19 protein-coding genes are annotated in these 16,727 nt (G+C 61.5%); 10 read left to right on the top strand and 9 right to left on the bottom strand.

What is annotated here, in order from left to right; genetic code table 11:
• Positions 1-229: 229 nt before the first annotated feature.
• Positions 230-979, bottom strand: a complete 750-nt coding sequence (locus tag ACQY7X_RS12305) for a hypothetical protein (RefSeq protein WP_428245530.1) — start codon at positions 977-979, stop codon at positions 230-232.
• Positions 980-1,037: 58 nt separating this feature from the next.
• On the opposite strand from ACQY7X_RS12305, the gene ACQY7X_RS12300 reads away from it, so the two are divergent.
• Positions 1,038-1,205 carry a hypothetical protein gene (locus tag ACQY7X_RS12300; RefSeq protein WP_428245529.1) on the top strand — a complete coding sequence of 56 codons (168 nt, stop codon included), beginning with the start codon at positions 1,038-1,040 and terminating at the stop codon, positions 1,203-1,205.
• On the opposite strand, the gene ACQY7X_RS12295 is transcribed toward ACQY7X_RS12300, so the two are convergent.
• The 4 genes from ACQY7X_RS12295 to ACQY7X_RS12280 form a co-directional block, all read right to left on the bottom strand.
• On the bottom strand, positions 1,202-2,143 hold the full coding sequence (locus ACQY7X_RS12295; RefSeq protein ID WP_428245528.1) for an IS1595 family transposase: 942 nt from the start codon (positions 2,141-2,143) through the stop codon (positions 1,202-1,204). The two genes, ACQY7X_RS12300 and ACQY7X_RS12295, sit on opposite strands and share 4 nt — an antisense overlap.
• Positions 2,144-2,261: 118 nt before the next feature.
• Entirely contained in the window at positions 2,262-2,612 is a 351-nt protein-coding gene (locus ACQY7X_RS12290) for a hypothetical protein (RefSeq protein ID WP_428245527.1), read from the bottom strand.
• A 154-nt stretch (positions 2,613-2,766) separates the two neighbouring features.
• A complete protein-coding gene (locus ACQY7X_RS12285) occupies positions 2,767-3,339 on the bottom strand; it encodes a hypothetical protein (protein WP_428245526.1) in 573 nt (190 codons plus the stop codon).
• A 10-nt stretch (positions 3,340-3,349) separates the two neighbouring features.
• Entirely contained in the window at positions 3,350-4,234 is an 885-nt protein-coding gene (locus ACQY7X_RS12280) for a hypothetical protein (protein WP_428245525.1), read from the bottom strand.
• A gap of 361 nt (positions 4,235-4,595) precedes the next feature.
• On the opposite strand from ACQY7X_RS12280, the gene ACQY7X_RS12275 reads away from it, so the two are divergent.
• Genes ACQY7X_RS12275 through ACQY7X_RS12260 form a run of 4 tightly spaced genes read left to right on the top strand, consistent with a single transcriptional unit; the run spans position 4,596 to position 7,751 of the window.
• The gene (locus ACQY7X_RS12275; protein ID WP_428245524.1) at positions 4,596-5,564 is read left to right on the top strand and encodes an aliphatic sulfonate ABC transporter substrate-binding protein; all 969 of its coding nucleotides are present in this window, start codon (positions 4,596-4,598) and stop codon (positions 5,562-5,564) included.
• A 4-nt stretch (positions 5,565-5,568) separates the two neighbouring features.
• Positions 5,569-6,420, top strand: a complete 852-nt coding sequence (locus ACQY7X_RS12270; RefSeq protein ID WP_428245523.1) for an ABC transporter permease — start codon at positions 5,569-5,571, stop codon at positions 6,418-6,420.
• Positions 6,420-7,193 (top strand): ABC transporter ATP-binding protein, encoded by a 774-nt coding sequence (locus ACQY7X_RS12265; protein ID WP_428245522.1) that lies wholly within the window; start codon positions 6,420-6,422, stop codon positions 7,191-7,193. Before ACQY7X_RS12270 ends, ACQY7X_RS12265 begins: the two co-directional genes overlap by 1 nt.
• Before the next feature lie 45 nt (positions 7,194-7,238).
• The gene (locus ACQY7X_RS12260) at positions 7,239-7,751 is read left to right on the top strand and encodes an OsmC family protein (RefSeq protein ID WP_428245521.1); all 513 of its coding nucleotides are present in this window, start codon (positions 7,239-7,241) and stop codon (positions 7,749-7,751) included.
• 211 nt (positions 7,752-7,962) lie between these two features.
• Here the strand turns inward: ACQY7X_RS12260 and ACQY7X_RS12255 are convergent, their stop codons facing one another.
• Positions 7,963-9,066, bottom strand: coding sequence for a PQQ-dependent sugar dehydrogenase (locus ACQY7X_RS12255; protein ID WP_428245520.1), 1,104 nt, complete (start codon positions 9,064-9,066; stop codon positions 7,963-7,965).
• 70 nt (positions 9,067-9,136) lie between these two features.
• Between ACQY7X_RS12255 and ACQY7X_RS12250 the strand changes: the two genes are divergently transcribed.
• The gene (locus tag ACQY7X_RS12250) at positions 9,137-9,868 is read left to right on the top strand and encodes a 2OG-Fe(II) oxygenase (protein ID WP_428245519.1); all 732 of its coding nucleotides are present in this window, start codon (positions 9,137-9,139) and stop codon (positions 9,866-9,868) included.
• On the opposite strand, the gene dgt is transcribed toward ACQY7X_RS12250, so the two are convergent.
• The 3 genes from dgt to ACQY7X_RS12235 are packed head-to-tail and all read right to left on the bottom strand — an operon-like array spanning position 9,865 to position 12,767.
• The gene (gene dgt / locus ACQY7X_RS12245; protein ID WP_428245518.1) at positions 9,865-11,142 is read right to left on the bottom strand and encodes a dGTP triphosphohydrolase; all 1,278 of its coding nucleotides are present in this window, start codon (positions 11,140-11,142) and stop codon (positions 9,865-9,867) included. The two genes, ACQY7X_RS12250 and dgt, sit on opposite strands and share 4 nt — an antisense overlap.
• A gap of 7 nt (positions 11,143-11,149) precedes the next feature.
• Positions 11,150-12,439 (bottom strand): type II toxin-antitoxin system HipA family toxin, encoded by a 1,290-nt coding sequence (locus tag ACQY7X_RS12240; protein WP_428245517.1) that lies wholly within the window; start codon positions 12,437-12,439, stop codon positions 11,150-11,152.
• Positions 12,429-12,767 carry a helix-turn-helix transcriptional regulator gene (locus ACQY7X_RS12235; protein WP_428245516.1) on the bottom strand — a complete coding sequence of 113 codons (339 nt, stop codon included), beginning with the start codon at positions 12,765-12,767 and terminating at the stop codon, positions 12,429-12,431. The genes ACQY7X_RS12240 and ACQY7X_RS12235 overlap by 11 nt, the downstream gene beginning before the upstream one ends.
• 210 nt (positions 12,768-12,977) lie before the next feature.
• Here ACQY7X_RS12235 and ACQY7X_RS12230 point away from each other — a divergent pair, with 210 nt between their 5' ends.
• Genes ACQY7X_RS12230 through ACQY7X_RS12215 form a run of 4 tightly spaced genes read left to right on the top strand, consistent with a single transcriptional unit; the run spans position 12,978 to position 16,719 of the window.
• The gene (locus ACQY7X_RS12230; protein WP_428245514.1) at positions 12,978-13,553 is read left to right on the top strand and encodes a helix-turn-helix domain-containing protein; all 576 of its coding nucleotides are present in this window, start codon (positions 12,978-12,980) and stop codon (positions 13,551-13,553) included.
• On the top strand, positions 13,550-14,041 hold the full coding sequence (locus tag ACQY7X_RS12225) for an N-acetyltransferase family protein (protein WP_428245513.1): 492 nt from the start codon (positions 13,550-13,552) through the stop codon (positions 14,039-14,041). Before ACQY7X_RS12230 ends, ACQY7X_RS12225 begins: the two co-directional genes overlap by 4 nt.
• Positions 14,038-14,562 (top strand): GNAT family N-acetyltransferase, encoded by a 525-nt coding sequence (locus tag ACQY7X_RS12220; RefSeq protein WP_428245512.1) that lies wholly within the window; start codon positions 14,038-14,040, stop codon positions 14,560-14,562. Before ACQY7X_RS12225 ends, ACQY7X_RS12220 begins: the two co-directional genes overlap by 4 nt.
• Before the next feature lie 12 nt (positions 14,563-14,574).
• Positions 14,575-16,719: an FUSC family membrane protein gene (locus ACQY7X_RS12215; RefSeq protein ID WP_428245511.1), complete on the top strand. Its 2,145-nt coding sequence runs from the start codon at positions 14,575-14,577 to the stop codon at positions 16,717-16,719.
• The last annotated feature ends 8 nt before the right edge of the window (positions 16,720-16,727 follow it).

The following is a 16,727-nucleotide window of genomic DNA, read 5'->3' as shown; positions in this document are numbered from 1 at the left end:
CGCATATGCCCCATCATGCTCGCAACAGACACGCCGGCATTATTGCCAGCTTGCGCCCGCCTCGATTTGCCTTCCCAAAGCTTCCGCTTTGTTCCCGGACATTCGCAGGTTTTTGTCACAGCAAATGCCGCTGCGGCTGGCCGGGTTTGAAAGCATAGCATAATGTTCTATATTTGTTCTGATAAATCGGCGATTATATACTTGACTGAACGGTGAGATATGGAAAAGATTAATTCTTCTTTGCGTCATTTGAACGCCCTTGCATTGCTGAATCTTTCTGAGCCTGTCGCTCAAGACGCTTCCGCTGCCGTTGCTGATCCAACTCCTGTTGTTTGGGTGTCGGTGTCGGGGCACCCCCTTGGGCTGCCAGAGCCTTTGCTAAATGAAAGTTTGTATTCTCTTCATCTAGGAATGATGGAACGTGTTCCGCTGGGGGATTATGCAAAGGCGGTGGCTCATATTTTATCGGGACTGGCCAATCAAGGGCTGCTGCATTTCCCTGCCGACGGGAGAGGTGTTGGTCAAGATAAAGTAGATATTCCCTAGTATATCCAAAAAAACCTAGCTGTATTTCAAGAAGTGGCACATCGACATGTCGATGATGGTGATGCAATGGGCGCCATTGAGACGATTGAACATCGACAAAAAACAATCCATCAACAGGATGATCAACCCAATTACAATGAGCATACTGATTGCGAATTTTGAGGCAGTGCATAATTGCGGAAAATGCAGTAGCACCCTCTTCACCAAGTCCGACAGATTCAAGACCATTACGCATTAAACACTCCGCTACTTCCAGTCTAGAAGATGTCATGCGTAAGCGATAAAGTGACTCAAAAGTACTGTTGCTATTGTCAGAAGCAGAATTAGCTATACTGCAAAAAAGAAGCTCTAATTCTCCAAACGATGACAAGATAAGCCCGATAATTTTTGCGTGTTCTGGCAGTCTGTCAAAAGCTGGATTTACTGTGTACATGAATGGTCCCCTTTTTTAAGGAAGCATATCCAGTCAATCCTCAGGAGTCTTATGAAAGATGCAAAACGAAGACAAACAGCGAGACGAGGTATTGAAGCGTATGCTCAATACCCCTCCCAAGCCGCATAAGCCTAAAGAGGAAAAAGCTAAGAGTCTCGCGAAGAAAGACGCTTCTTCCATCGGGCAATCCAGCCGCGCAGCACGCGGCGGGTCATCTTCTTCTTAGGCGGCAGCGCCGTTAGTCCGCCGATAGGTCAGGCGCTTGCCTTCCGCACCCAGAAGGGCCAAATCGCGGCGTTCGCTATCGCTGATTTCCAGCGAAGCGCGGTTGTTATAGCGGAAGTCAAATTCGACAAGGTAGCGGTGCAAGTGGTTTTCGCCGCACTGCTGATAAACACCGCGCATGCCGCGCTTGAAGATGCTGAAAAAGCCTTCAACGGTATTGGTCGAAACCTTGCCGCGAGCATATTCCTTTTTGCTGTGCTGGACGGTTTCATGGCTTTGGAAAATCTTACCAATGCGGGTGTAGTGGTGCGCCTCGTCCGTCATTAGGGCGCTCTCGCGGGCAAGGTTCTCACGCAGCACACGCTGGATTTCCGGCAGTCGCAGATTTTCGACCTTGATTGAGCGGGCCTTTCCGCCGCGCTCTACCAGCGTCACGATCTTCTTCATATCGCCGTAACCGCGCTTCTGCTGCCAGCCCTTTTCGTTGCTGAACTCGTGGCCCTGCTGCCCAAGGAAAGTCTCGTCAACCTCTACAGTCTTGCCGCTACCACCCAGCGGGCCGGTCGGGGTTTCAATCATAGACTCGCGAATACGGTGCGCCATGAACCAAGCCGACTTGTAGGTTACGCCCAGCATGCGGTGAAGCTGGTGCGCGCTCATGCCCTTCTTGGAAGCGCAAAGCAGGTGGGTTGCCAGCACCCACTTGTGCAACGGGATATGGCTGCGCTCGTACACGGTGCCCACGCGGACGGTGAATTTCTTGCGGCAGTCCGGGCAATGATACCAGCCGCACCCCATGCTCTTGCCGCCCAGCGCCTTGGCATTACCCACCACGCCGCAATAGGGGCAGATAACCACACCATTGGGCCAACGGATGCGCTCCAGGTGCAGCCGGGCGGCGGTTTCGTCGGTGAAGATGGGATTGGTCAGGTCGGTCATGGGCTTATCTCCTGAGCCCAAAAGTACCCCGACCTGGCCGTTCAGTCAAGTATATAATCGCCGATAAATCGGTATTGCTCACCCATCTGAAAAGATAAAGCAGGCGTGGAAGGCCGGCTTATTGCTTCTCGCAGGCGGCAATATCCTGCGAACCGAGAGAGCAGACCAGGCCATTGGTGGCATCGAACGTGTTGTAGGAACGCCGCCGCACCGAAATGCCGGTGGAAAAACGGATGCCGCCGGCGGCGCTGCGCCAGGCCGTTATCCCATTGGAAAAGCGGTAATTGCCCTCGGCATCCTTGCTCACCTCGGTGAAGTTGGTGAAGCGCAAGGTATCGTCGCCAATCAATGCAGCGCCGAGGCCATTGCTGCAAAGCGTGCCGCCCTCCTCCCGCAGCCGGCAGAAAAACGGCTCCGGCTTGCCGGACAGGATCATGGAGAGAATGGCGACTTCAAGGATGCTGAACATGGCCGGTATTTTCACGAGTTCCGGCAGCAGGGCAAGCGGCAGCGTTGGTTCGTGCAATCTACGTCTTAGATGTCGGTGTTCGCTTGGCCGAGTATCTCAGCATTATCTAGATGTCTATGTCGCAAGGGCACATATTCTGTCCTACTTTAGCGATCTACAGCCGATCATGAGAAAACTTTCCATTCATTTGCGCGAAGAAGTTGATTTTCTCATCAACAAGATCAGCGCACATGCCTAAAGTCTTCTTTATTACATCGCGCTTCATTTTCTTAGAATCTGCTTTGAACATGAGATGATAAAAAGAGGTCCACAACACAACTGAATCGTCAAAATTTATTTTATTCACGGGCCCAGCGACCGAGTAGCAATCCCCGTGGGAAAATATCTCTCTGGCAAGAGAGGCTGTAGCTGCCTGACATGTAGAGAGAAAAAGGCGGCGGCGATCCAGTGCCGGAGCAACGATATCCGCAAACTCCTTCCTACTCAAATTATCCAGTGTGGTGGAGACGCCGTGTAGGCTGCCATGACATGAAATATGCAGGTACCGATATTCACTATCCTCAAATTCGTCAATGAAATGCTGAAGTTCCGTCGCCGTGCGTACATAATGATAGATAGGATTTTTCAACGACATGCGAAGGGCACGATAAATCATCCTGCCCTCTCGGTAATTTTTCTCTTCGTCAAACTTGAGTGACTCGATTATGAAAACCTCGGGCTTTGTCATGACTCCTCCATCATGCCGACCGGTAAGGCAGAAATCTTTGACTGAAGGCTTCAAGGTTTCTCCTACCCGCTCCTTTCGATAAGATGATGTTTGTCAGATGAATGGCATATCCCGCTACGAAAACGACAGATAGAAAAAAGGGCACCTGCAGCAAAAGGCTTTGGATTATAGAAAATTTTAGGCTTTTTAATTTGAATGATGTGGTTTGACCAAAGCTCTCGCTGATACCATTTAAGATGAGCACAAAAAATATCATTGTCAGAACAATAGAAATAACGACCTTGAAAATTTCTCGACCAGTCAAAGGGCTTACCTGTCGAAGATGTATTGCTAGCAAAGGTGCGAACAGGAAAAGCGCAGGGACTGACAGCCAATGCAGCATCTGCATATGCAGTGCCAGATCGAGACGTGGAACTGCAACTGGCTCCGCACCAGCAAAACGAATGGCATGCACCTGCCGCATTTCATCAAAGGTGGAGAGATGGCGGCTAAAATACTCTACCATCGGCGCGGTGAACCCTAGCCAGGCATCCAATACACCCGGCGCCCAGGCCTGAAGCGCGGCATAACCCAGCCGGATCAGCAGCGGGGCGAAAACCAGCAGCACACCAGCCCAGATGTTGCGCCGGTAATTATACCGCAGCAGATCCGGACGGTCCTTATGCCGCAGTATCTGCCGCCAGCCGAGCAGCAGCAGCAAGCCCATGCCAAGCAGCGCACCCTTCCAGCCGGCAATCACCAGGCAATACAGCCCCACTACCAGCAACCGGCCCAGCAGCGTGCCGAGCATCACTTCCACCTGGCAGTAATACAGTTCCTGCGGCCCCAGCCCTTCGGCCATCGGCACAAAGGCCGATGCGGGCGCTGGCTGTGTTTCCGCTGCTTCGGCGCTCACGCCCGTCTCTCCTCATCAATGCCCAGGCCCATGTTACAGCCTCTGCGTTTACGATGATAAGGGATTTCGCCTTTTGCGACGCTATTTAGGCGCCAAATCTCGCCAGCCGGCAGAAAACGGCTCAGGCAGAGGATAGCAGCAGGCCGTCATGCTCGCGCAAGCGAGCATCCCATTTAACTTACATGCCGAACCAAAACAAATGGGACCCTCGCTTTCGCGAGGGTGACGGCAGGACGTAGAAGAAATTATTTACATTTAATTTTGTATTTAATTTTATTCATTCATTATGATATGTGCATTGCCCGTAAGGTACGACCGCCGCCGGATAATCGAGCGGTTCAGACCTCTGGGGAGAGTAAAGATGATTAAGCTGTCTCGTCGCTTAGCTCTGGGCGCCGCTGCCCTGCTGGGCCTTGCTGCCGCGCTACCCGCGCAGGCTCAAGTGAAGGAAATCCGCATCGACTGGGCGACCTATAACCCGGTGGGCCTGGTGCTGAAGGACAAGGGCCTGCTGGAGCAGGAATTCAAGGCCGATGGCATCAGCATCCGCTGGGTGCAGTCGCTGGGCTCGAACAAGGCGCTGGAATTCCTCAATGCCGACAGCCTGGATTTCGGCTCGACGGCGGGCGCCGCCGCCCTGATCGGCAAGATCAACGGCAACCCGATCCGCTCGGTCTATGTCTATTCCCGCCCGGAATGGACCGCCCTGGTGGCGCCGAAGGGCAGCAGCATCACCAAGCCCGCCGACCTCAAGGGCAAGCGCATCGCCGTCACCCGCGGCACCGATCCGCATATCTTCCTGATCCAGGCCCTGGCCGGCGCCGGCCTTTCGGAAAAGGACGTGAAGATCGTGCTGTTGCAGCATCCCGATGGCCGCCTGGCCTTGCAGCGCGGCGACGTGGATGCCTGGGCTGGCCTGGATCCGCTGATGGCCGCTGCCGAGGTGGATGAAGGCGCCACCTTGTTCTATCGCCGCCCGGAACTGAACAGCTGGGGCGTGCTGAATGTGCGCGAGGAATTCGCCGCCAAGAACCCGGCTCTGGTGAAGCGCGTGCTCGGCACGTATGAGAAGGCGCGCGAGCTGAGCATCAAGGAACCGGCAACGCTGAAAGCCTCGCTGCTTGCCGCCGCCAAGCTGCCCGAGCCGGTGATCGTGCGCCAGCTTGAGCGCACGGATTTGTCTGAAAGCAAAATCGGCGACAAGCAGAAGAAGACCATCCTGGATGCCGGCATCGCCTTGCAGCAGGCCGGTGTGATCGAGGCCAAGGTGAATGTGCAGGCCGTGGTGGATGCGCTGATCGACGGCAGCTATTCCGTGGCTGCGCGCTAAGCCGATGGCGGCAGCGGAAGTGGAAATCGCGGCGGCGCCGGAAGGCGCCGCTGTTGCCCCGGCCAGGCCCGCGCGCAAGCGCGGGCTGCGGCTTGGTCTTGGCTGGCTGATCGGCCTGGTGCTGCCACTGGGCCTCGCCCTGGGCTGGGAAGCCGCCGTGTCGCTCGGGCTTTCGCAAGGCCGCCTGCTGCCGCCACCAAGCCGCATACTCAGCACCTTCATTGCACTGGCCGAAAGCGGCACGCTGTGGGGCCATGTGCTGGCGACACTGGCCCGCGTCGGCGCCGGCTTCGGCATCGGCACCCTGGCCGGCACGGTGATCGGCGCGCTGGCCGGCTATTCCGGCCTGGCCCGCCGCCTGCTCGATCCCAGCCTGCAAGGCCTGCGCTCGATCCCGTCCATTGCCTGGGTGCCGCTGTTCATTCTCTGGCTTGGCATTTTCGAGGCCTCCAAAATCGCGCTGATCGCCGTCGGCGTGTTCTTCCCGGTCTATCTCGGCGTGCTGGGCGGGATTCTTTCCGCCGACCGCAAGATCGTCGAGGTCGGCCGCATCTTCCGCCTTTCCGGCTTCGCCCTGGTGCGCCGCATCCTGCTGCCCTCGATCCTGCCTTCCTATGTGATCGCGCTGCGCTCCGGCCTGGGGCTCGGCTGGATGTTCGTGGTGGCCGCCGAATTCATGGGCGCTTCCGAGGGGCTGGGCTACCTGCTGGTGGATGGCCAGCAGCTTGGCAAGCCGGACCAGATCGTGGCCGCGATTCTCGCTTTCGCCCTTCTCGGCAAGGCGGCGGATGCCTTGCTGGTGGCGCTGACCAAGCCCCTGCTGCGCTGGCAGGATGCCTATGCGGGAGGCCGCTGATGCTCAGCCTGCGCAACGTCACGAAAATCTATCCCAATGGCGAGCGCGCGCTCGACAATGTGAGCCTGGAAGTCGAGCAGGGCGAAATCCTCGCCGTGGTCGGCGGCTCCGGCTCGGGCAAGAGCACGCTGCTGCGCGCCATCGCCGGACTTGATCCGGCCTCGTCGGGCGAGGTGCGCATTGATGGCGACAGGGTGACGGCGCCGCATCCGCTGATCGGGCTGATCTTCCAGGAACCGCGCCTGCTGCCCTGGCTGAAAGTGGCCGACAATATCGCCTTCGGCATCGCCGACCTGCCTGAGAACGAACGCAAGCAGCGCGTCAGCGAAGCCCTGGCCCGTGTCGGCCTCGTCGGCGCCGCCGATAAATGGCCGCGCGAGCTTTCCGGCGGCATGGCGCAGCGCGTGGCGATTGCCCGCGCCCTGGTGGCGCGCCCGCGCGTGCTGCTGCTGGACGAACCCTTCTCGGCGCTGGACGCCATGACGCGCGCCAGCCTGCAGGATCATCTGGTGGATCTGTGGCATTACGACCGCCCGACCATGGTGCTGGTGACGCATGATATCGAGGAAGCCCTGGTGCTGGCCGACCGCGTGGTGGTGCTGAGTCCGAAGCCGGGCCGCATCGACGCGGTGATCGACATGAGCCTGGCCCGGCCGCGCGACCGCGACGGCGCCGATTTCGAGGCGATCAAGCGGCGGCTGCGCCAGGCACTCGACCGCTCGCTGAAGCCGCGCCCGAGCGGCGAGGAACTGGCGCCCGCGCTGGCAATCTGATCAAGTACCGCCCCAAACTTTAAGCAAGCAGTGAGGAAACACATCATGGATGCAGACGCGCTCCGCGCCATGCAGGCGCCGCTCAAGCAGCAATACCGCGACACGCCCGAGGCCGCGATCATCACCCTGAAAGCGGAAGGCCATGTCGATGACCAGGCGATTGCCTGCCGCATCGATACCGCCCGTGCCGTGGCCGTGGCCGGCCTGCATCCGGCCACCGGCGGCAGTGGCATGGAACTCTGCTCCGGCGACATGCTGCTGGAAGCCCTGGTGGCCTGCGCCGGCGTGACCTTGAAGGCCGTATCCACCGCCATCGGCGTGACGCTGAAGGATGCCAAGGTGGTGGCCGAGGGCGACCTGGATTTCCGTGGTACGCTCGGCGTTGCCAAGGATGCGCCGGTCGGCTTCGCCGCCATCCGGCTGCGCTTCGAGATCGACACTGATGCGAGCGAGGAACAGGTGGCGCAGCTGATCAAGCTGACCGAACGCTATTGCGTGGTGTTCCAGACCATCGCCGCCAAGCCGCAGCTTGATGTGAGCGTAAAGCGCGCGGCGTAAGGCCTCATCTCGTCATGCCCGCGAAGGCGGGCATCCCATTACAAATGGGACCCTCTGTAAGCGCGCGAACGCCTAACGGCGTTCGTGGGTGCACAGGCCCGAAGGGCTGGCGCGAGGGTGACAAAAACCAGTTCGCCCACAACAACAAATCGTCATGCCCTGCCTCCGCAGGGCATGACGATTTGTTGCTTTAGGAACAGGCGTTACGAAACTACTGCGCCGGCTCGATGCGCAGGATACGGCCTTCGGGGTTATCCGTGGCGAGATAGAGGAAGCCATCCGGCCCGGCCCGCACATCGCGGTAATTCTCGCGGATTGCTTTCAGCATGACTTCCTCGCGCATCACGCGGCCGTCCTCGATTTCCAGCCGGTGCAGCGTGTTGAATTTCAGCGAGCCGACGAACAGGTTGCCGCGCCAGAAGGGCAGCTTGTCGCCGGCATAGAAGGCCATGCCGGCCGGCGCGATGCTCGGCGTCCAATGCAGCAGGGGCTGCTCCATGCCGGCCTTCTGGGTGCCTTCGCCGATTTTGCTGCCATTGTAATCGATGCCATGGGTGATCACCGGCCAGCCGTAATTCAGGCCGGCGCGCGGCAGGTTCACTTCATCGCCACCCTGCGCGCCATGCTCGTGCAGCCACAGCATGCCGGTTTGCGGATGGCGGGTGAAACCCTGGATGTTGCGGTGGCCGTAGGAAAAGATTTCCGGCAGCACGCCGGCGCGATTGAGGAAAGGATTATCCGCCGGCACGCGGCCATCGCGCTCGATGCGGATCACCTTGCCGAGATGGTTGCCCAAATTCTGCGCCTCGTCGCGGCGATAGCGTTCGCCCAGGCCGAGATACAGCCGGCCCTGGCCATCGAACACGATGCGCGAGCCGAAATGCAGCCCGCCGGAAAGCTTCGGCATCTGGCGGAAGATCACCTGGGTATCGGCCAGGCCCTCATCGCCGAGCCGCCCGCGCGCCAAGGCTGTGCCGGCACCGCCCTCGCCGCTTTCCGCGAAGCTCAGATAGACATAGCGGTTGGCGGCGAAGTCGGGATCAAGCGCCACATCCAGCAACCCGCCCTGGCCGGAATTGTAGACACGCGGCACACCATTCAACGGCGGCGACAGCACGCCATCGCGGATGATGCGCAGCCGCCCCGGGCGTTCGGTGACCAGCAGCGCGCCATCGGGCAGGAAGGCAATGGCCCAGGGCATTTCCAGGCCGCGCGCCACCGTCACCACCCGTACCGGCCCCTTCTCGGTCGGCACCACCTGGGCCGCGACGGGCGCGGCGAACAGCAGCAGCAGGGCCAACAAGGCGGTACGCATCAGCTTTCTCCGTCAAGAGCGGCGCAAGAAGCGGGAAGCGCCAGCGGGATTCAGTCTATAGGATGCGGCCATGCAGCACACGATCACATTCCAGACAGACACAGTTTTCCAGACAGGCCGCATCGATTGGAACCAGGTGGAGGCGGCGATTTTCAAGGAAGGCTTCGCCCGCCTGCCGGGCATGCTCGATGCCACCGGCTGCCACGCCCTGGCTTCGCTCTATGGCCAGGACAAGCTGTTCCGCAGCCGCATCGACATGGCACGCCATGCCTTCGGGCGCGGCAGCTATGCCTATTTCGCGGCACCACTGCCGGAACCGATCACCGCACTGCGCGAAGCGCTCTATGCCGGCCTGGCGCCCATTGCCAACCGCATGATGCGCGCACTCGGACGGGATACCGTCTATCCGGCCACATTCGCTGAATTTATTGCCCGCTGCCATGCCGCTGGCCAGACACGGCCGACGCCGCTGCTGCTGCAGTATCGCACCGGCGACTATAACCGGCTGCACCAGGATCTTTATGGCGACACGGTGTTTCCGCTGCAAAGCGTGACGATGCTGTCGCGGCCCGGCGAAGATTTCACCGGCGGCGAATTCCTGCTGGTGGAGAACCGGCCCCGGCAGCAGAGCATCGGCCGCGTGCTGGCGCCGCTACAGGGCGAGATGATCGTGTTTCCGGTCTGCGACCGCCCGGTGCAGGCGGCGCGCGGCTTCATGCGCGCCACGATGCGCCACGGCGTCAGCGAGGTGCTGAGCGGCGAGCGCCACACCTTCGGCTGCATCCTGCATGATGCGGCTTAACGCAATCGGCCCTGCATCTCTGCGGCGTAGCGATCCGTCATCCCGGAGATATAGTCAGTGACCGCCAGCAGGCGTTCATAGCGCGGTGCGTCTTTGGGGAAATGCGGTACCAGCGACACCAGACGCTGGCGCAACACCGCACCGCCGCCCCCGACCGCCGCCGTAACGAAACGGTCGAGCAGGTCATTCAGCACCTGGATGCCCTTGACCTCTTCCATCACGGTGCGCTCCCAGCGATAGACCCGTTCAAGCGCCATGTCCTTCAACTGCTCGGCTTCGGCAGACAAAGCCGTCGCCTCGATCAAGCTGATCGCCGCGCTGCCATCCAGGAAACCGTTGGCTGGATCGACAAAAGCATCGCGGCAGGCAGCCACCAGACTGCCGATCACCATGGAGCGCAGGGTGGAAAGTTTCTCGTCGTCACTGCGCTGCTTGTAGCGGTCGCTCAAGGCCCCAGGGCCAAGGATACTCATGCAAATGTCTTCTGCCTCGCCGAAGCGGATGCGGCCGAGTTTGACGCCGTCTTCCACATCGATGATGCGATAGCAGATGTCGTCGGCGGCCTCGACCAGGTAGACCAGCGGATGTCGGTGCCAGGCACGGTCTTCGAGCAAAGCCGGGGTAAGCATCGCAGCGGCATTGGCGGCAAAGATCGCCTGCTCGCTCTGCATGAAGCCATGCTTCTTGCGTCCGATATAGCCGCCCTTCTCGCGCGCATCGCTGGCACAGGGGTATTTGCTGAAAGCTGCCAGTGTGGCCGGCGTCAAACGCATGCCGCCGGCATTGCGGTCCATCTGCAGGCGCGTGAGGATGCGGAACCCTTGAGCATTGCCCTCGAATTTCAGGAAGTCCGCCTCCTGCGCCGGGCTCAGTTCGCCGCCGAACATCGCGCGGTTGGCATCGAACCAGGATTGGATCGCGGCCTCGCCGGCATGGCCAAAGGGTGGGTTGCCGATATCATGCGCCAGGCAGGCGGCGGCAACGATATCGCCGAAATCCGCCGCGAGATCGCGCGGCAAGCCGGCGCTCTGCTTCGCCAGACGGCGGGCCACCTGGCCAGCCAGCGACCGACCGACGGAAGCGACTTCCATGGAATGTGTCAGCCGCGTGCGCACATAGTCGGTCTGCGGGTGCGGATGTACCTGGGTTTTCTGCTGCAGGCGACGGAAGGCCGAGGAAAACACGATGCGGTCGGCATCGCGCTGGAACAGGCTGCGGTCATCGGCCGGGCTGCTGTTCAGGCTGGCATAGATTTGTGCGATCCAATCCATCATGGCCTCGTCAGGTATTCATCTCGGCCAGCGCGGTCAGTTCAGGCGGTGCGCCGATGAAGGCGTAGGGGTTAAGGAATTGCCGGCGCCACAAGGACAGCCATTCGGATCGGCCGAGTGCCGCCTCGTCGCAGATCTTCTGCCAGCAATCCTGGATGACGCGAAGCTGCCACATCATGATGGCTTTGGCTTCATCCACAGTCAGCAGGAAATTCGGCGCCGCTGCGAGGCATGTGCTGAGCTGGCTGGAGCGGATATCGCCCTGGATCAGCATGGCCTGTCCGGCTTCGCCGCCGCTGCGCGGCTGCGGGCAGATATCATAGGCCGGAGTCAGCCGCAGCGCAGCGCCATCCCAGAAAGCAGCATGGTTGCGGGCATGATCGTCGGTATTACCGCACAGGATGTTGAACACGATGCGGCCGAACAGCTCCTTCAAGGTAGCGGCGGGATCGTGGAAGCGATGGCGGATGATCTCGGCCAGGGTTTCATAGCTGGCGTAGCGCGCCATCATCTCATCCAGCTCCAGCATGGTCAGCGCCGAAACCATGGCGCGGCGCCGCCAGCCGCCCGGAACCTTCACGCGGTCGAAGCGTTCGATCAGCAGCACATCCTTGCCTAATGCGGAGGCCAGCTTCACCGGCGCCACATCGAGGCCGATCTCGGCAGCCAGGCGCATGGCGATGTATTCCGCCTTCACCACCTTATAAAGATCATTGCTGGAGGAGAATTTGGCGATGTACTTGCGGTCGCCATCGTCGATCAGTGCCTTGGGCCGGGCGCCGCCGAGTTCCGTGCCGTGCTGCAATGCCTGAGCCAGTTCCGGCGGCAGTGGATCGCCGCGTTCGATGCGCTCGGTGGAGCGCAGCAATTCATCCAGCGACGCCTGTTCCACTTGGCGCGCGACATAGCGGGCCGGTGAAAGCTGGAAATCGAGGGCACCGACGCGGTCGGAGCCGGATTCCAGCAGGTAGGTCAGTTCGTCCAGCTCGACCTGGGCCGCTTCTTCTCCCTTGAGGTGGAGTTTGCGGTTGATCAGCACGCGGCGGCCCCAGGCATCGGGCGAGGCATCGCGGATGCAGCTTGGCATGTTCAAGCCGATCGTCAGCGGCAGGATTCCAGACTCCAGCGGCAGTTCCGGCATGTAGATCGGCATGGCATTGCGCCGCGCCAGATAGCTCTTGCCGTAATTGAATACCAGCCGGTCGGCATCCACCCGGCTCAGCAGCCCGGCCACCACCGGCCTGGTCTCGCCCGGCAGCCAAATCCAGACATAGGCTTCGCTGTAACCGCTAGAAGTCATCTTTCACCGCCTTCTGCGGCAGCCGCGCGGTCTTGGGCAGCAGGGTGAGCTTCTCGCCGGCATGGGCCAGATGTGTGCTCAGCCGCGCCCGGTCGGCCTCGAACAGCGGCACGCCGAGGATCGCCGCCACCTCGAACACCGCACCGATGCCGCAGCCGGGATCGCCGCGCTCGATGCGGCGCAACAGGGCGCGCGACAGGCCGGCGCGCTCGGCCAGGCTTGCGGCCGGAATGCGCTGCTCGATCCGCTTCAGCCGGATGGTCTGGCCGAGCAGAGCGATGGCTTCCCGGCTGTAACGGGAAGAGGCACGGGCGGCGGGTTTGGGCATGGCAATCCTGAGCTACAAACATATCATATCAGAATAATATGGATTGTTTATGGCTCATTTCACCCTTTCCGATCAAGAATAATATGGATCATGAATAGATCATATAATATTTAAATGAGATATTAATGATCCATTTCTTGCTCATATCGCTTGAAATGCAAGTGAAAAGCCATCTTGCCTGATAAATTCTAATATAGTAGATTTATTCTAATGAATGATCCCGATGACATCGAAGCCCGCATCGCCGCGCGGCTCAAAACCCGCCGCGAGGAGCTGGGGCTGACGCTCGATATGCTGGCGGAACGCTCCGGTGTCAGCCGGGCAATGATCTCGCGGGTCGAGCGGCGGGAATCCAGCCCCACGGCGGCCTTGCTCGGGCGGCTCTGCGCCGGGCTGGAGACAACGCTGTCGAGCCTGATGGCCGGGATCGAGGATATCCGCCGCACGCGCTTCGTCGCCGCCGCCGAGCAGCCCTTCTGGCGTGACCCGGCCACCGGCTTCGAGCGCCGCGCGGTAACGCCGGGCGGCACGGCTTCGGCGGTGGAGATCGTGCAGGGTATGCTGCCGCCTGGCGCCCGCATCGATTATCCGGCACTCGATCCATCAGGTTATGACCAACATATCCTGGGCCAGGAAGGCCGGCTGCGCTTCCATCTCGGCGCGGAGGTTTTCGATATCGGCCCCGGCGACTGCCTCTACACCATGCTCGACCAGCCGCATGGCTTTCGCAATGACGCCAAACAGCCGGCGCGCTACCTCGTCATCATCCGAAAGCTGCGGCCATGATCCACATTCGCGATGCCAGCGCTGCCGACATGGCAGCGATCCTGCCGATCTACAATGATGCCGTGGTCAATACCACCGCTGTATTCGACTACACGCCGCGCAGCCTGGACGCACAGCTCGCCTGGTTCGCGGCCAAGCAGGAACAGCAATTGCCGGTGCTGCTGGCGGTGGAAGGCGATGCCGTGCTGGGCTTTGCCAGCTACGGCCCGTTCCGGCCCTGGCCGGCCTATCGCTACACGGTGGAAAACGCCATCTACATTGCGCCGGCGCGGCGCGGCCAGGGGATCGGCAAGCTGTTGCTGCCGGCCCTGTTCGAGCGCGCCCAGGCCGCCGGCCTGCACGCCATGATCGCCGGCATCACGGCGGATAATGCCGCCAGCCTGAAGCTGCATGCCCAGATGGGTTTCCGCGAAGCCGGCCGCTTGAGTGAAGTCGGCTGGAAATTCGAGCGCTGGCTCGACCTGATCTTCCTGGAGAAAAAGCTGTGATCCGCCTGCTGACGGCCGACGAGGCAGAGGCTGCCATCGACGACCTGGCCGAGATCCTGCGCGACTGCGTTGAAGGCGGCGCCATGGTGAATTTCATGCTGCCCTACAGCCATGCCGAGGCGCTCGGCTTCTGGCGCAAGGCGCTGGCGGCACAGCGGCGCGGCGAGCTAGTACTGTTCGGCGCCCATGACGCGGCCGGAAATTTAAGCGGCACGGTCAGCCTGGGCCTGGATGTGCCGCCGAACCAGCCGCACCGCGCCGAGGTGCGGAAGATGCTGGTGCATCGCCGCGCCCGCCGCCAGGGGCTGGCCCGCCGCCTGATGCTGGCGCTGCATGAAGAAGCCGCCCGGCTGCATCGCACGCTGCTGGTGCTGGATACCGGCCAGCACAGCGAGGCGGAACCGCTCTACCAGGCGCTGGGCTATAGCCTGCTGGGCGTGATGCCGGCCTATTCGCTGCCGCCAGGCGGCGGCACGGCGCAACCCTGCGCCTTCTACTATAAATTCCTCAACGCCCCCTGATATAACAGGGCCATGCGGCCCCTGATCAGTTTCTCCACCCTCGCGCTGCCGCAGCAGCAGAGCCTGAGCGGCGCCACGGCGGCGCTGGGCGTCGCCCTGGTGGCGCTGGCGGCCGGGCTTGCCACCGATTTCAATACGGCCGCCGGCATGGCCACCGGCGCCATCTGCGTTTCCATCGTCGACACGCCAAGCCCGCCAAACCACAAGCGCGCCGTATTCCTGATCGCCCTGGTGCTGTGCAGCATCATCACGCTGCTGACCGGCCTGGCCGCGCCCTATCCGTGGCTGATGGCGCCACTGCTGACCGTGTTCGGTTTTGCCGCCGCCATGGTGACGGCACATGGCAAGGCGGCACTGGCCCTGTGCATGGCGATGATCCTGGCCTCGATCTTCACGCTCGGCGCCGAAATCCATGAACGCGGCGGCGCCCTGCATCATGCCCTGCTGTTCGTGTTCGGCGGCACCGGCTATCTGGTCTATGGCGTTGTGGTGGCGGAAATCCTGGCCAAGCGGCATAAGCGCATCGCCCTGGTCGGCGCCTTGCGCGGCCTAGCCGATTACACCCGCGAGAAAGCCGCGCTCTACGATCCCGCCGAGCCGCTGGACCGCGCCTATGACCGGCTGATCGAGCGCCAGGTGACCCTAATGGAGCGCGTGGAAGCGGCACGCAACCTGCTGCTGCGCCATATCGAGGATGGCGCCGAGCATCGCCTGGCCGCCGGCCTGGTGGCCCTGCTGGATAGTTTCGAGACCATCCTGTCGAGCCAGATCGACTATGCCCTGCTGCGCAAGGCCTATGGCGAACGCGGCACACCGCTGCCAGCCCTGCGCGATATCGTGCTGCGGCTGGCCGACCGGGTGGAAATCCTGGCCGAGGAAATCGCCGGCCACGCCCCCTGCCCGGCGCTGGACCCGCTGGAAGCCGACCTCGAAAAGCTGAAAGCCCGCTCCGCCGACCTGCTGGCGGCGAGAGACGAGCCGGAAACCGAGATGGGCCGCGCCGCGCTGGAACTCAATGCCGCCTTCGTGCGTATCGGCAATGCCATCGCCGCCGTGCGCCGCCAGCAGCAGGTGGCGCGCGATGATGAGGTGGCCGCCCTACAGCTCAGCACCGTGCAGGTGGCGGATTTCCTGCCCGCGCGGCCTTATGGCTGGCGCACCATGAAGCGGCATTTCCGCAGCAATTCACCGATCTTCCGCTACGCGCTGCGCTTCTCCAGCGCGATCCTGGCCGGCTATGTCGCCAGCCTGCTGCTCAGCCCCTGGTTCCATCATGGCAGCTGGATCATGCTGACCGTGGCGGTGATCATGCGCGCCAGCTATTCGGCGACACGCCAGCGCCAGAAGGACCGCCTGATCGGCAACCTGCTCGGCTGCGTGCTGGCCGCCCTGGCGCTGCATTACCTGAGCGATCCCTGGCTGCTGGCGCTGGCCGCCTTAAGCATCGGCCTGAGCCATGCCTATGCGCCGGTGCGCTACCGGGTCACGGCGGTGGCTGGCGCCGTGATGGCTCTGCTGATGATGCATTTCATCAACCCCAGCTCCGGCAATGCCCTGGTGGAGCGCCTGGTGGATACCCTGGTCGGCGCCCTGCTGGCCTGGGGCTTCAGCCATCTCTGGCCGAACTGGGAACGCGCCGGCCTTTCCGATCTGGGCGCCAACCTGCTGCGTGCCCTGCGCAAATATGCCCGCCAGGCCTTGAAGCAGAACCCGCCGGACCAGACCTACCGCCTGGCACGCAAGGACCTGTTCGATGCCATCACCGACCTTGCCGGTTCGCTCAAGCGCATGCCGGACGAGCCGGGCCTCGGCCATGTCGACCTGCCGCGCCGGCGGAGATTCTTAAGCCAGAGCTACCGCCTGATGTCGCATCTGGCGGCCTTGCATATCGTGCTGCGCATGCGTGGCCGCGAGATCGAGCCGCATCTGCTGGAACGCCTGCTCAACCTGCACCGCCACCGCCTGCTGGATATCCTGGGCGCACCGCCGCCGGCCATTCCCGAACCCCCGCCGCCGCCGATACCCGATACCGAACTCGGCACCGCGCCATTCCTGGTGGTGCTACAGCGCCGGCTGCTGCAGGCGGAAGTGCTGGCGACTGAAATCCGCCAGCTTTCCCAGCCGGAGGCGGCTGTATTGACCGAGGCTTTGCAGTAAACTCCACC

Source organism: Ferrovibrio sp. (assembly GCF_965278975.1).
In the GTDB taxonomy this organism is placed as follows: domain Bacteria; phylum Pseudomonadota; class Alphaproteobacteria; order Ferrovibrionales; family Ferrovibrionaceae; genus Ferrovibrio.
This window is presented reverse-complemented; position numbering and strand designations above follow the sequence as displayed.